The organism is Streptomyces sp. NPDC017943 (assembly GCF_044328425.1).
GTDB classification, from domain to species: domain Bacteria; phylum Actinomycetota; class Actinomycetes; order Streptomycetales; family Streptomycetaceae; genus Streptomyces; species Streptomyces djakartensis_A.
This window is the reverse complement of sequence record NZ_JBIRHH010000014.1, coordinates 35,129-48,683: the sequence shown is the minus strand read 5'-3', so window position 1 is coordinate 48,683 and position 13,555 is coordinate 35,129. Positions and strand designations below refer to the sequence as shown.

Annotated in this window: 14 protein-coding genes; all 14 read right to left on the bottom strand. The window is 68.8% G+C overall.

Features of this window, described 5'->3' with window-relative positions:
- Window positions 1–30 precede the first annotated feature (30 nt).
- Window positions 31–915, bottom strand: coding sequence for a type II secretion system F family protein (locus ACH4C6_RS32375; RefSeq protein ID WP_398112228.1), 885 nt, complete (start codon window positions 913–915; stop codon window positions 31–33).
- Entirely contained in the window at window positions 912–1,862 is a 951-nt protein-coding gene (locus ACH4C6_RS32370) for a type II secretion system F family protein (protein WP_398112227.1), read from the bottom strand. The genes ACH4C6_RS32375 and ACH4C6_RS32370 overlap by 4 nt, the downstream gene beginning before the upstream one ends.
- On the bottom strand, window positions 1,859–3,346 hold the full coding sequence (locus ACH4C6_RS32365; protein ID WP_398112226.1) for a CpaF family protein: 1,488 nt from the start codon (window positions 3,344–3,346) through the stop codon (window positions 1,859–1,861). The genes ACH4C6_RS32370 and ACH4C6_RS32365 overlap by 4 nt, the downstream gene beginning before the upstream one ends.
- Window positions 3,336–4,163 (bottom strand): hypothetical protein, encoded by an 828-nt coding sequence (locus ACH4C6_RS32360; RefSeq protein WP_376330520.1) that lies wholly within the window; start codon window positions 4,161–4,163, stop codon window positions 3,336–3,338. Before ACH4C6_RS32360 ends, ACH4C6_RS32365 begins: the two co-directional genes overlap by 11 nt.
- Window positions 4,163–4,870: an SAF domain-containing protein gene (locus ACH4C6_RS32355; RefSeq protein WP_376330522.1), complete on the bottom strand. Its 708-nt coding sequence runs from the start codon at window positions 4,868–4,870 to the stop codon at window positions 4,163–4,165. The genes ACH4C6_RS32360 and ACH4C6_RS32355 overlap by 1 nt, the downstream gene beginning before the upstream one ends.
- A gap of 21 nt (window positions 4,871–4,891) precedes the next feature.
- On the bottom strand, window positions 4,892–5,770 hold the full coding sequence (locus ACH4C6_RS32350; protein WP_398112225.1) for an ATP/GTP-binding protein: 879 nt from the start codon (window positions 5,768–5,770) through the stop codon (window positions 4,892–4,894).
- The gene (locus tag ACH4C6_RS32345; protein WP_398112224.1) at window positions 5,767–6,363 is read right to left on the bottom strand and encodes a hypothetical protein; all 597 of its coding nucleotides are present in this window, start codon (window positions 6,361–6,363) and stop codon (window positions 5,767–5,769) included. Before ACH4C6_RS32345 ends, ACH4C6_RS32350 begins: the two co-directional genes overlap by 4 nt.
- Before the next feature lie 270 nt (window positions 6,364–6,633).
- Window positions 6,634–7,242, bottom strand: coding sequence for an OmpA family protein (locus ACH4C6_RS32340; protein WP_398112223.1), 609 nt, complete (start codon window positions 7,240–7,242; stop codon window positions 6,634–6,636).
- Window positions 7,243–7,253: 11 nt separating this feature from the next.
- Window positions 7,254–7,820 carry a hypothetical protein gene (locus ACH4C6_RS32335; RefSeq protein WP_398112222.1) on the bottom strand — a complete coding sequence of 189 codons (567 nt, stop codon included), beginning with the start codon at window positions 7,818–7,820 and terminating at the stop codon, window positions 7,254–7,256.
- A 59-nt stretch (window positions 7,821–7,879) separates the two neighbouring features.
- On the bottom strand, window positions 7,880–8,008 hold the full coding sequence (locus ACH4C6_RS32330) for a hypothetical protein (protein WP_398112221.1): 129 nt from the start codon (window positions 8,006–8,008) through the stop codon (window positions 7,880–7,882).
- Between the two features lie 254 nt (window positions 8,009–8,262).
- Entirely contained in the window at window positions 8,263–9,171 is a 909-nt protein-coding gene (locus ACH4C6_RS32325; RefSeq protein WP_398112220.1) for a replication-relaxation family protein, read from the bottom strand.
- The gene (locus ACH4C6_RS32320) at window positions 9,168–11,798 is read right to left on the bottom strand and encodes an ATP/GTP-binding protein (RefSeq protein ID WP_398112219.1); all 2,631 of its coding nucleotides are present in this window, start codon (window positions 11,796–11,798) and stop codon (window positions 9,168–9,170) included. The genes ACH4C6_RS32325 and ACH4C6_RS32320 overlap by 4 nt, the downstream gene beginning before the upstream one ends.
- Window positions 11,774–12,412, bottom strand: a complete 639-nt coding sequence (locus ACH4C6_RS32315; RefSeq protein WP_398112217.1) for a hypothetical protein — start codon at window positions 12,410–12,412, stop codon at window positions 11,774–11,776. Before ACH4C6_RS32315 ends, ACH4C6_RS32320 begins: the two co-directional genes overlap by 25 nt.
- Window positions 12,409–13,518 (bottom strand): C40 family peptidase, encoded by a 1,110-nt coding sequence (locus ACH4C6_RS32310; RefSeq protein ID WP_398112216.1) that lies wholly within the window; start codon window positions 13,516–13,518, stop codon window positions 12,409–12,411. Before ACH4C6_RS32310 ends, ACH4C6_RS32315 begins: the two co-directional genes overlap by 4 nt.
- Between the last annotated feature and the right edge of the window lie 37 nt (window positions 13,519–13,555).

Below are 13,555 nucleotides of genomic sequence, written 5' to 3'. Positions count from 1 at the left end.
CTCTCAAAGGCGTTGAACGAATTACTCGTTTCAGACGGTCAACATGCGGATCACCGCGGGGAAAGCCATCAGCAGCATCACCAAGACGGCCAAGAGGGCTCCCGGCGCGGTCATCTTCTCGCTGGCCGCGTTCGCCTCGGCGGCCTGATCGGCCAGCAGTTCGGCGTTGAGGGCCGCGGTGCGGGCCCTCAATGCCTTGTAGACGGCTGCGCCGTCGGTAGCGCTGCCGCGCATGATGTCGGCGACGTCGTCCAGGACGGGCAGGTCGTACTCGTGGGCGAGCTGCATCAGCGCCTCATAGGGCGGGATCTTCTCCAGCCGGGCCCGTCGCAGCGCGCCCTGCAGATACAGGAAGGGCCAGCCCTCGCCGACCTCGGCGGCCTTCTCCAGGGCCTCGGCCGGGCCGGCGTCGGCGGCCCGCTTGAGCGCGACCAGGTCCAGGTAGGCGGACAAGGCATGCGCGAATTCCTCCCGTGCCCGCTTGGCCTGGTCCCGCACCGCGAGATCGGGGGTGATGAACAGCAGCCCCACGATGAGGAGTCCGACGCCGGCGGGCACGTAGAACGGCAGGGAGACGCCTGCGATGATCCACGGGATCGTCGCGATCACCGGGCAGAGCAGGCCGAGACCAGCGAGCGCGGTCTTCTTCAGCATGAACTGGCCCGGGCCCTGCCCGAGCAGGGCCAGGTTGGTGGCAGGGATCCGGACGCCGGGCAGGCGCTCGAGGCGGGCCAGCAGCCACCGGCCCCACTTCTCCTCGCGGTCCAGTTCCGGCTCGGGCACGGTCAGGGTGGCCGGGGCACTGCGGGCGAGAGCCGGTCCCAAGGCGGGCTGGGGACTCAGGAGTTCCCGTACCAGCAGGGCGAAGCCAGCACCGACCGTGCCACCGGTCACAACGACGGGAAGCAGGTTCATGAGGTGACTCCTTGCGGCTCAGAGCCAGCGACCCGCACGTCCGGCTCCGCCGCAGGTGCGGGCAGCCGGACCGTGCTGGAGGGGTCGGTGATCAGGAAGCGCGGGATGCGGCGGAAGGAACCCAGCTGCCGCATCAGGGCGAGCACCCCGATAAATCCGGCGGTCAGGAAGGCCAGCACCAACTGTCCGAGCAGCGTGGAGTAGGGCTTCGTGTAGGAGGGAACGAAGAACCCGGCCACCACGATGCCCACGGTGATGATGGTCATCCACCGCACGGTGGTGCGCGGCTTCGCCCGGTCCGCCTCGATGGCGCGCTTCTTGGCGACCTCCTCGCGGACGGTGCCCGCCAAATCCTCCAGCGCCTGGGCCAGACCCGGGCCGCGGTCGTTGACGGACAGGATGAGCGCGGCGACCACCTTGTCGGAGGTGACGTCGTCGAGCTCCTCGGCGAACGCGCGTAGCGCACCGTCCGGGCGCCAGCCCAGGCGCAGCCGGTCGGACAGGTTGATGATCTGCGGGGCGAGCTCCTCCGGAGCCCCCTGACGGCTGGTGATCATTGCCTGTTCCAGGCCCATGCCCAGCCGGAGCAAGCCCGCCAGCCGCTGGGTCCACTCACTGAGCGCCTCCAGCTGGCCGATGCGCTCCTGCGCCATCTGCCCTGGAGAGATCAGCCACGGCGCACCGATGACGGCTGCGCCGAGCAGTGCGCCGCCCACGAAGTTCCCAGAGACCAGCCACACTGCCACGAAGACCGCGGCCGCCAACGCCGCGATGGTCCGGCGCCGTAGCCGCACGTCCTCGCTTCGTTCCTTTCCGACGCGCAGGACCTTCCAGCGCTGCCGCAGCGGAGCCCGGCGCGGTGCGGTGGTACCCACGACACCAGCCACGAAGCCGATCAGCCCGCCGATGATGGCCATGCCGCACAGCAGCCCCCACAACAGCGTCATCGGCCCACCTCCACCTTCAGAGGCAGCGGCGCCTGCCACGCCCCGTAGGGCTGCTGCAGCAGGGAGGAGTCGAAGCCGACGCGGCGCAGGTCGTCGATGCAGCCCGGGTCCATCCTCGGCACTGCCCGCAGGTCCCCGAATTCGGTTCCGGGGGAGAAGATGGTGTTCGTGGCAGGACGGCCGTTCTCGCCGATCCCGGTGAGCTCCAGGACGTGGGAGACGTAGCGGTGGCGGCGACCACCGATCTGCGTCTCGTCCGTCATATCGACGTACACGATGAAGTCCAGGCCGTTGGCGGTCTGCCGGTAGGCGAGCTGCTCGGACAGGTTCTCCTGGGCGAGTGCGTACAGCTCGGCGATCCGGTCGAAGATGATGTCCGGGCGGCGGGCGTGGATCGTGCACAGATTGCCGCCCGACCCGTTCGTCAACGCCTGCATCATCGCGACGACTTCGGGCCCGCGGACCTCACCGACCACGATCCGCTCCAGCGACATCCGCAGCGCGGGGTGCATCAGGTCCAGCAACGTCACCTCGCCAGCGCCGCGGCCGGTGACGTCCTTCTCGCCGTTGGACTCGCGGCCGACCAGGGATACGACCTGCCGGTGGTAGCCGTTGGCGTGGGCGAACAGCTCATCTTCGGTCTGGATGGTGGCGAACCGGCACTCCGGGTCGAACTCCTTGAGCATCGCCCGCATCAGGGTCGTCTTCCCGGCCTTCTGCTTCCCCGCGATCATGATGTTCTTCTCCGCGCGCACGCACGCGCCGAGGAAGTCGCGCAGGATCGGGTCGATCGTGCCCAGCCGTACGAGGTCGTCGAGATCGGCGTGGGAGACCCGGTGCCGACGGATGACCGCATAGGTCATCGGGCCCAGCCCGGTGATGGCCTGGAGACGCGAGCCGTCCTGCAGCGACAGGGCGAGAGTGGGGTTCGCGGTGGAGATGGTGCGCTCGTTGTGCCCAGACCCCCTCGCCAACTCACGAAGCAGCTCCAGCAGCTCCTCTTCCGACTCGGCGATCGGCGCTACCTTCCGGCGTTCCCCATCGCCGTAGTCGAGCCACACCTCGTGCGGGCCCTGGATGATGATGTCCTCAACCCGGTCATCGTCCAGATACGGCTGCAACCTGCCGGCCCTGAAGAGCAGGTCGTACACGGCGCGCCGCAGCGCCTCGTCCTCCTGCGGCGTCATGGCCTGAGCATCCGACCACAGCGCGACAGCCTCGGCGATCCAGTTCAGGCAGCGCTGCTCTTCGCTGGCCATGTCCATATCGGGCTTCGTCTTCAGCAGTTCCTCGCGCTGCTTGGCGACCTGGGAGGCGATGTCCCGGGCAACCTTGTAGTCGACGGTGACCTGAGGAACTGCGGTGCCGAGCGCGTGTGTACTCGAGGCAGCACCGGCAGGTGCAGGCGTGCCATTCCTCTGAGGCACCCGCGTTGGAGGCAGTGGTGCCACGCTCGGGTCGGGGTGCAGGGGCCTACCGTGCATGGGTCACCTCCCCGCCTGCGGCGCGCAGGCCGCGGGGATCGAGGCGTGCCCGGCGCATCGCGGCCCGCTGAATCAGGAGAGTGCTTGCCGTGCGGGCGGCTTTCATGAGCGGCGACTTGGTGAAGTGGCGCGGCTGCTCGGCGCCGTCGGACAAGACGCGGGCGTCCTTCGGCGCGTACGGCAGCGTGGCCACCACAGGCACCTGCAGAACACGCTGCACCTCGCCTGCGGGGTACGGCCCTTCGTCAATCAGCAGGACGCTGACGTCGCCGACGCGCTCTTCGAGTGTGCGTACCCGGCCCTCGGCTGCTTGCAGACAGCGCAGAGTGTTGCGGACCACGACGAACACAGCGTCAGCCTGCTCCGCCAGGATGCCGGAGGGCCCGTACGCCCCTCGGCGGCCGAGATCGATCAGGACGTCATGGTTGGTCTGGGCGTCGATGCCGCGGAACATCTGCGCCAGGATCTTCCAAACCGAGCCCAGGCTCGCTGCCTGCGCGGGGTCGGTGATGCCGGGCAGCAGCAGCCGGTCGCGTGGAGACTCCTTCTTGCCGTCCTCACTGCTGAGGTCGATCAGCTGGCGCCAGAAAGCGTCGCTGAACTCGTTCTTGCGGGCGGCAACCGAGAGGTTGCGCAGCCCGTACCGGTCGCCGAGTGAGCCCTGCAGCAGGCCGTGCAGGACGGCCCCGCCGTCTGGGTCGCATTCGGCAAGGATCATCCGCCGGCCCGGGTCCAGTGGCCACGACAGCAGCAGGGCGAGAGCGCTCGTGGTCACGCCGGGCGCGCCGCTGCACCCTGCGAGCGCGATCACAGCCATCAGTTACCGTCCGGAGCAGCGAGGACGAGGCGTAGGGTGCCGGCCGATACCCACGCGGCGGCGGTCGGGCCGTCCTCCGCAGTGGTGGCGACGTCGACGACCACGATCCCGGTGCCGGGAGCGGCACTGGAGGCCTTCACGACCCGCCCGTCGATGGTCTCCGGCGGAGTGGTAGCCGACTTGCCGGTCTCCTCCTGGCCCTGGGCCGGGACGTGGACCAGCCGCACCTTCTGGCCCGGGACCAGAGCCGTGGCCGGCACTTGCTCCGGCTTGAGCCCGATCGGTACCAGTTGCTCGCCCGCCTTCACCAGCGAGTCTTTCGTGACCTGAGAAGGGGCGAGCAGGGAACCCGGCTTGAGCTCGACAGCGGCGCGCTTGCCCACTACCGAGTCGAGGTCACTGCCGCGCACCGCCTTGACGGACGCGTCCAGGGCGATGGAGGCCTTGCCCAAGTCGTCTTCTGTCACGACCTGGCCGACCTGGACGTCGCGGACGACGGTCACTACTTCGGTGCGATTGCCGACCTGCAGTAGCAGGACGGCAACCCCGGCCCCTCCGGCGGCGATCAAGGCCAGGGACAGGGCGATGACGCCGGGTCGGCGACGCCGGGCCGAAACCCGCGGGGGAGTGACGGGTTCGGACACCTGTCCGTGCTGGGGAACGCCGTACGAGCTGGCTGTGCCTACACGTTCTTGGGTCTTGCTCAACGTTCTGTCCTTCCGGCGGCGTTACCTGACGACCTGCAGCTCGCCAATAGCCACCTGCACATTGGATTGCCGGATCTCGGTGAGCTGGCCGGCCTGTCCGCCGCCCTGCCAGTCGATCGTCCATGTCGACGTCGCGGTGACTGGGAACTTGCCACTCTTGGCTCCGGCTGAGGTCTTGTCATACACATGTCCGCAGGTCGGCGACTGAGCCATGCCCTCGGATGCCTGGTAGTGGGTGCCGGGGCCGTTGCACGTCACGCTGGCGCCGTCGCCCATCTTCCACACGATCTTCGACACCTTCGCGGTCGCCGTGACGGTGATCCCGCCCGCCGATGCCGAGGCGGTGTTGGGCCCGTAGGTCGTGGCGCTCTGGTTGACCCACATCCACATCGGCACGCCGACGGTGTACTTCCCTACCGCGCGCGGGCTGGCGATGTCCGGGCCAAGCAGCGTCATCGAGTCGACGGCCCGCTGCGCCAAGACAGCCGGGTCGACAGTCTCTTGCGGAGGCGGGTCGGCCAGCCACACCATCCGCGTGATGGTGTCTCCGTCGACGTCGCCCCAACCGCATGTCTGTTCGTACACGGCCCCGTCTCCGGGTTCGTGGCCTTCCCAGTCCAAGCTGCCGGCGGGTGGCTGCGGGTCTGCGAGCTTGTATTTGCACACCGTCTTATCGGTGTCGTCACCGTCAGACGAGCCGCTTCCACCTGTTCCGCCCGAGCTGCCGCTGCCGCCTGCTTGGCCGCCGCCCTGTCCGGGAACGTCAACCTCGACCTGACAGGTGTACAGGCCGCAATCGATGCCGCCGTCGCCCTTCGGGTCGTCTTCCGCGTGGCTGATCACAGGGATGGAGAGCGTGGCCAGGACGGTTGCTGCGGTGATGGCGATGCGGCGCGTCAACAAGACTTCCCCTGGGGCTCATCGCTGGTGACGCGCCACCCCTCCGGGTACTTCTCCACTGTGCTGACGATCCTGTACTTCGTCAGCCGGTTTTCCGGGAGGGACACCGGCTGCTTGGTCTTGGCGTCGACGGTCTGCCACTTGGAGATGTCCAGGCAGCTGGAGACGGTCGCGTTGGGGATCTTGCCCGAGACGTTCACCTTGGTGACCGTCTGGTCGGTGAGGGCGACGCTACCGGTGTAGATGCGGCCGCGGTCATGAGCGCGCTTGGCGTCTGCCTCGGCGTTCTTCAGCGCCGCCGATGCGGCGTACTGATCAAGCTGCGCGCTCTTGCCCGTAGGGTCGGCGTAGAGCTTCTTCATCTCCCGCCAGTAGGCCCCGTATGTAGTGATCGCTTCCTTCTTCGCCGTCTCCTTCGGGTCGGCGGGGGCAGACGACGCCGGGGATTGCGTGACGCTCGGGGATTCGTCTGCTGCCTCATCCTTCCCGTCGGATGAGGTGCACGCAGTCACGGCGATCGCGGCGCACAGGACTACGGCGGTCTTTCGGAGGTGAACAGCGAAGTGATGAACCTGATGTGCGCGACGTTTCACGATGCCTCCCCGTACGGCGCGGTGTGAAATGACCGCTGCCTGAGCCGCCGACGGACGGCAGTCCAGCTCCGCGGCCTGGTCCAGCTGCGGTGATCCGTTTGCGTAGCGGCAAGATTACGCATAGGCCAGTCAACTTCCCAGCTTGATATTTGAGTTCACTCGTACATCTCGGTACGTATCAGGTCACTTTCGCAACCGGTTGTCGATTTGTTGCTGTGTGCACTTGCTCGTTTCGGCCACCCCCTACGGGGCGGCTTCGCACGGCCGGTGTTAGCTACCTGCTTGCGCGAGCGAGATCTCCACGCGCCGGTTCTTCTTGCGGCCGTCTTCCGTGGCGTTGGAGGCGACCGGGTGCCGCTCCCCGAACCCGTGCGTCTCGAAGGTGACCGTTTCCGGCTGAAGTTCGTCAGCCAGGACGCTCCGAACGGCGGCGGCGCGCTGCTTGGAGAGGTCGTCGCCGTGAACGGAGGACCCCAGGTCGTCGGTGAAGCCTGAGACACGGACTCGCGTCGCCGACCGCTGGTCAATCTCCTGGGCGATCACGGCGATGCGGGACCTCGCTGTATCACTCAGCCGCGCACTGTCCTTGGCGAACAGCACCTCGGCCTGAAGCTCGTACGTCACATCGGCGGTCGTGTCCTTGCGACGCTCGGCGCCGTCCTGGTCTCCGACCATCCGTGTGAGGCCGACAGGGTCCGAGCTGAAATCGAGAATCTTCGGAGGGGCGAGGGTTGCGCCGCTGCGTAGGGCGAGGGCGAAGCCGCTTCCGTGGGAACTGGCGGAGGCCTGCTGCACGACGCCGGTGGCCGCGCACGGGGGAGCCGCCACGGCGGTGAGGGCGAGGAACAAGACCGTGAACCAGGATCGGATCGGGCGCATGGCCGCGCACCTCACCCGGAGACCTTGATGTTCGCGGTGTCGAACAGCGGTAGCTGGAAGCCGACTGTGGTCGTGCTCGCCGGAGGGGCCGGGAACTGCATGAAGACGGGCACGCTCTCACCGGCCCTGAGCGTGGAGAGACCGGTGGTGGTGAGCGGGCGGCCGTCCGTGTCGCGCAGCACGTAGTAGCGCTTGCTCCGCGCGAAGTCCACGACGGTCGCCCCGGCCAGCGATGGGCCCGTTCTGAGGACGTCGAGCTCGTTGCCGCGCAGTTCCGCAGGGACGACGACAACTTCGGCTCCGTCGTTGTTCAGGTCTCCACGGACGGTGAGGTAGCCGGCCGGGTCCCGCTCGGCGGAGGTGATCGTGAGGGACAGGCCGTTCTGGCCACGGAGTTCCGTCAGAGCCGCGCCCGGCTGTTCACGCGGTGTGGAGCTGCTGACTGCCGACTCGGCCGCTGACGTACGGTCCTGACCCGCGTCGCCGTCCGAGCAGGCGGGGACGCTCAAGGTCAGACCGCAAGTGATCGCCAGCACGCTGAGGCGTCGGCCGAACGCTGAGGCGCGCCAACCGGTCATGGACTGCTTCCTTTCAACAAGGGTTCCGGTGAGCTGGGGCAGGGGGGACGGGCTTCGTCTCACTCCCACCGGCGGGGCGGCGGCCACACCGTGATCACGTCGCCGTCGAGGGTGACGTGCCGGCCCGGGAACCGGCGGCGCACCTTATGCAGATCGGCGAAGTCGAAGTCGCCGATCCCCTGGATCACGCAGGCGTTCCCGACGTACGAGACGGCCTGCGTTCGGACTGGCCACCCGCCATCAGGGGCCGTTTCGTGAGTGCGAACGTCACGAGTGGCTTGCGGCATCTGGCATCTCCTAACGTTGTTGCACGCCAGGGCTGTTTTAAACGAAGGCCTCGTTGTGCAGAAGTAAACTAGTAGTTCGCTAACGCGAATATCAAGGGGTTTCGGTAGTAGTTGCAAGGCTGCGACATTCGGTCAGTGGACGTGCCGTCGTGGTGTCACAGGTCGGTCCACGAGCGGGGCTTGCCGCCAGCCAGAGGGACCCACACATCGGAGGTGGGGCCGTGCTCTTCCAGGTCTTCCAGGACGACCGCTCCCAGCGGCACTTCGCGGGCGAGGTCAGCCACGAGCGGATGGTGGGCGACCATGGCCTTGAGGTCGCTGATCCGGTTGTCCATCGCCTGGCGCCCAGCTCCGGTCAGCACGAAGAGGACGCGGGGAAACACCGGGTACCAGCGCAACCACCCCTGCCCTGTCGGATGCCGGCGCCGACCGGGCGGCTGTGGATCGTAGGTCCACAATCTCGCGTACTCGATCAGCTTGGCCGCCAGTCGCTCGCTGCTCATGGTGGCCCGGTCGACCTCGACGAACGCCCGCAGTTTCCGCCGCTGTTGGCCGTCGATGAGGGTGTAGTGCATGACCGCGTCGGCCACGACCTTTTCGCCGTCGCCGATCGAGTGGAACACCTCAGGCGTCCAGTCGAGGTGGCCGTGCTCGTCGCCGCGGCGGCGGGCATCGGCGACGAACTCCAGATGCGTGCGCAGGACGGTGAGGGTGTGGGGGGTTTTCAACGAGGCGGCCGTCGCAGAGGTGATCGGGTAGGGCGGGCGGCCGCGCAGTGCGGGCCAGTCTCTCGTCAGGCGGGCGCCCTTCGGCGTGAGGTACCAGACCCGGGTGCGGTTCGACTGCGGCAGCACCACGAAGTCGACCAGGCGCTTGCCGCGCAGCTCATTCAGGCGCTCCGAGACTGACTGGCGGGAGCGGTCGGGCCGCAGCAGGACGTGCAGTTGATTGGTGGAGGCCATGCGGTGCTGGGCGAGGGTGGCCAGGATCTGATGCGCGAGCGGCTCCACAGGACTGGGCGTGAAGCCGGCCGTCGTACGGCCCTCCGGCTGGGTGGTGGTCATCCGAACTCCTTCTCCTTCGACAGGTCGACAGCGCCAGCGCCGGCAGGGGAGTGCTCGCCAAGGAACGCAGCGACACGGCCGAGCTGTCCGGCAGCGCGGTCCGTGAGCTGGTCCAGAGGGAGCGCTTGGGCGTTCGCCTGAGCGGCCCGCTCCAGCGCGGGCACGTACTTCGGGCGGGCCTGTGCGGCGAAGACGTCATTGAGATGGGGCCCGCGCAGCTGGATGGGCCCGATACGGCGGCCGTGCACGTTCATGGACACGAAGTGCTCGAACCGCCCCATGGTGGCGACCCGGTCCGGGCTGGGGGTGTCGCCCCACTCTGCGGTGATAGGCGCGATCGCAGACTTCGAACCGGCGGTCGTGGCCAGCGTGGACGCGTTCTGCACCAGGGACAGCCGCACCGCGGACGGGAGACGGGCCAGCAGCTGGGTCATGCCATGGATGTGGCACCGGTACTTCCGCAGATCCTCGAACATGCTCGCGATGGTCTCCGGGGCCGCGCCCGTCAGCGTGATCAGCTCGTCAAAGTACGGGCGGAACGGCACCCGCTTCTCCTCAGGCGTATCGCGCCGGGAGCGTGCGGCACGCAGCAGATCGCGGGCGAGGAGCGCGGTCAAGAGACGGTCGGTGGGCCCATTGCCGCCCGGGCACACCCACACGATCATCTTGGAGTCCATCGCGGCACGGACGTTGTAGACGCCCATCGGCTGACCAAGGAAGGCGCGAGTGATCGGGTTAGCGGCCAGCCGGGCGATTGGGTTGAGGACCACGGCGAACGCGTCCGGCGGCAGGGTCGGGAACACCGCCTGCCACCACGAACGCGTCTCCTCATCCAGGCGGTCCGCCACCGCGGCGAGCGCTGCCTTGCGGAACTTGGCGTCGGCGAGCAGGGCCCGTACGTGGAAGATCGTGGCCTGGTCCTCCGGCCGGCCAGCCTGGCAGGCCGCCTCGTTGACCGCGACCAGGACGGTCAGCGCGGCGGTCAGGATGGTCAGCGCACGCGGAGCGGTCACGTCGTCCCAGGCCAGTGCGGAGGCGTAGGCGTCGGCGATCGCTTCGACGACCTCGTGCGCTGCCTGACCCTGGTGCATGCCGAGCGGATTCCACGAACTCACCCGCGGGTTGGGGCCCAGGCCGTTGAGGTCGATCAACGCGATCCGCGGCATCAGGGTCTCGTGCGCCAGGAACGTTGTGGCCCGCGGCCAGGAGTCACGGTGCGGGTCGACGAAGATCAGCCCTCCGCCCGCGTGCGCCCAGCCGATCGCCTGCGCCAGGGCACGCTCCGTCTTCCCGCCACCCGCCTTGCCGACCCCGACCTCGAACAGCGTCTCCTCGGCATAGGTGGCGACCACCCGCTCCCTGCCGTCGGGGCCCCGGTAGATGCCCTGCAGGAGCAGCTCCGGATCGCCGAACGAAAAGGTCGGCAGATCACCAGCAAGAACCGGGAGACGGCAGTGCGAAGTCGGGGGCTTGAGCAGGCCGCACAGCTCCTCCAGCCGGACCCAGTTCGCGCGGGGCGGCTGACAGTGCCCCAGATTCCAGCGGCGCTCGAAGCCGTGCCGGGTGGGCCAGTGGTCGGCCCCCACCCGCCACGGTCCCAGCCGCCAGCCGCGCATGGCCCACCGGGAGCGGCCGCCGAACACGTCGAATGCCGCCTGGAGCTGGGCGAGCCGGGCCTGGGCGCGGCCTTCGGTGTTCGAGGCGCACATCACGAGCAGCTGGACCCGCACCAAGTGGTCGTCCTCGGCGAGCTTGCCCAGCGCCTCGGCCGGCTCCACTCGACGGGGAACGGGCGGCATCACCAGTCGCCTTCCGGACCCCGAGCCGGGCCTGTCGCTGAGGAGCTGCTGCATCTGCCAGCCCAGGGAGTCCTCGATGCCGCTGGCGTCCTGCCGCAGCCAGCGCGCGGACCGCTGGGCCTCCCGGCGTTCGGACCGACGCGCGGCGCTCATCAGCTGCAGGCGGCGAGCCCTCAACGCCCACTTGGGCGCGCGCTGGATATCGAGCCGGATCTCGGCGAGGTCGCCGAGCTCGGCGCGCAGGTCGGCCACGGCGTCGACGAGCGGCTGAAGCGGGTCGGGAGTGAGCGGCACCTCGCGCAGTGGAGAGGTGAGCTTGCCCCGCAGGATGAACTCGGCTCGCACCGTGTGCGTCCGCGGCTTGTCGACGATCGGCCGGGCGCGGTTGACGGTGACATCCGGCCCGAACGGGGTGATGGACAACAGGCGTTCGCCGCCCGCCGGGCCCTCGATGCGATAGCGCAACGGTGCACTGCCGTCCGCGCGCAGCCGGATTTGTACGGCCTTGGCTCTGCGCGGCGCCCACCAGGGCATGGCCGTCGATGCGCGGGCGAGCTGAACGCCTCGCCGGAAGATTTCCTCCAAGCTCGGGTCGAAATGGCGGTTAGAGACGAGCTCCAGGGCCATCCGCTCGGCCGAAGCCTTGGCCGCGAGCCGACGCACCAACAGGTCGCCCACGCCCCAGCACAAGCCGATCGCTAGGGCAAGCAGGTACCAGTGGTCGTAGAGCCAGTCGGCGGCGTCGACCAGGCCGGTGACCAAGCCGAGTGCCTGACCAGCGGCCGTGTCAGTGGCCCGGTCCGTCAGGTACGGGGCTGCGGAGTCCACGTCGCTCTTCCCTTCTTGATAGCGCGGGTGAAGCACCAGTCGGTGATGCGGAGGTCGGTGAAGGTGCCGCCGCGGTCCATGCCGGCCCACACCAGATGGACCACCGCCTTGCCCGGGCTGCCGTCGCGGCGGGCGATCGCGGCCTGGATACGGAAGCGAGCGGTGGCGAACGCCGGGGCTACCGCCCGGCCCGAGTCGGGGAAATCCTCCGGCCACTTCGCACGGCCGACTCCCGTGGCGTCCGCGCGGAGCAGAGAGCGACCGGCGGCAAGCAGTTCCCGTTCGTCGTTGGAGGAAAGGTCGGCGGGCCAGGCGGCCTCCAAGTTCCGCTGCACCGCCGGGTCGCCGGCCACGCCCTCGCCGTGCGGCGGCAGAGCGGACTCGACGGCCGACGGGGTCGATGCGGCGAACGTCGCGGAGGGAACCGTGCTGGCGATCGGCTTACTGGCGGGAGGCACTTCGGCCGCCGATGACGGGTCCGTAGTCGCGTGCGCCGTCGACGCCGGGGCGGGTTGCTCCTGACCGTGCGGCACGCCCAGCAGGGCCACACCGGCGACGGCGAGGATGACGGTGCTCAGCAACAGCAGGCGCGGTGAGCGCGGGGTGGTGGTCACAGCAGCCGCGCTCCCCCAGCAAAGCCCGACATCGCGTTGACGGAGTCCAGGCGCACCACGGTCCCCGGGCGGGGAGCGTTGACCATCTTTCCGCCGCCCACGTAGATCCCGACGTGATAGATCGTGGAATCGCGCCCGGGAGCGGTTGCGTAGAAGACGAGGTCACCAGCCTTCAGCGCGATCGGGCCAAGGCTGGCCGGGATCCGCTGGCCGACACCGGCCTGGGAGGCCGCGACGCGCGGCAGGCTGATGCCGACCTTCGCGTACGCGTACTGGGTCAACCCGGAGCAGTCGAAGCCCCTGATACCCACGCCGCTCTTCCCACCGGGGGAGCAGCAGATGCCGGTCGACTTGCCGCCCGCGTTGCCGCCGCCCCACGAGTAGGGGACCCCGCGCTGGGCTAGCGCGGCGTCGATGACGGTGCGAACCTTTCCCGTGACGTTCTTCAGGTCCGGGTCCTTGGCGGCCGCCGTGTACTGGCCGACCCAGCCCAGCACGTTGGCGACGTACTCCTGCGACCGGTTGTACTGGAAGATCGCGGCCTTCAGCTGCGACCGCTTCGTCAGGTCACGGCCGTTTCCGCACAGGTAGATCGCGGCGCCCAGCGCGGCGTCGTCGGCATTGTGCGGGTCAGCGGCCTTATCACCATTGGCGTCCTTGCCGACGCCTTCCCAGGTGGAAGGCAGGAACTGGAAGGGGCCGACAGCACGCTCCGCGCTCGCGGTGCCGTCCCAGCGGCCGTTGTCGGTGTCGGGGAAGACGGTGGTGTTGCCGCCCTGGCCGGAGCCGTTGAGGAGCACCCCGTAGATCTTCGGGCGGATGTCACCGCCTGCGGCGATGTTTCTGCCAACGGCGTGGTTGGACTCGACCTTGGCGATCCCGGCGAGGATCGGCCATCGCATGCCCTGACACTTCGGCACATGCTTGCCGACCTGCTGGACGGCCTTCTTGTACGCGGTCAGCATCCGCGGCGGGATGTCCGCGGCGCTGCCGCCCTCTGCGATCCCGCCGTCGTCCTGGGCACCCGACTTCAGCGCGACGTACGCGCTGATCGCGTTGCCTACCGGCGCGGCACAGCACACTGCGGCGAACAGCAACAGCACCACCACACACCCCCACCGCGCCATCCGGCGTTGGGTCGGC

Excerpts from the sequence above, each read along its gene's own strand:
- ACH4C6_RS32375 (WP_398112228.1), bottom strand. The coding sequence starts at position 915 with ATGAACCTGCTTCCCGTCGTTGTGACCGGTGGCACGGTCGGTGCTGGC.
- ACH4C6_RS32370 (WP_398112227.1), bottom strand. The coding sequence starts at position 1,862 with ATGACGCTGTTGTGGGGGCTGCTGTGCGGCATGGCCATCATCGGCGGG.
- ACH4C6_RS32365 (WP_398112226.1), bottom strand. The coding sequence starts at position 3,346 with ATGCACGGTAGGCCCCTGCACCCCGACCCGAGCGTGGCACCACTGCCT.
- ACH4C6_RS32360 (WP_376330520.1), bottom strand. The coding sequence starts at position 4,163 with ATGGCTGTGATCGCGCTCGCAGGGTGCAGCGGCGCGCCCGGCGTGACC.
- ACH4C6_RS32340 (WP_398112223.1), bottom strand. The coding sequence starts at position 7,242 with ATGCGCCCGATCCGATCCTGGTTCACGGTCTTGTTCCTCGCCCTCACC.
- ACH4C6_RS32335 (WP_398112222.1), bottom strand. The coding sequence starts at position 7,820 with ATGACCGGTTGGCGCGCCTCAGCGTTCGGCCGACGCCTCAGCGTGCTG.
- ACH4C6_RS32325 (WP_398112220.1), bottom strand. The coding sequence starts at position 9,171 with ATGACCACCACCCAGCCGGAGGGCCGTACGACGGCCGGCTTCACGCCC.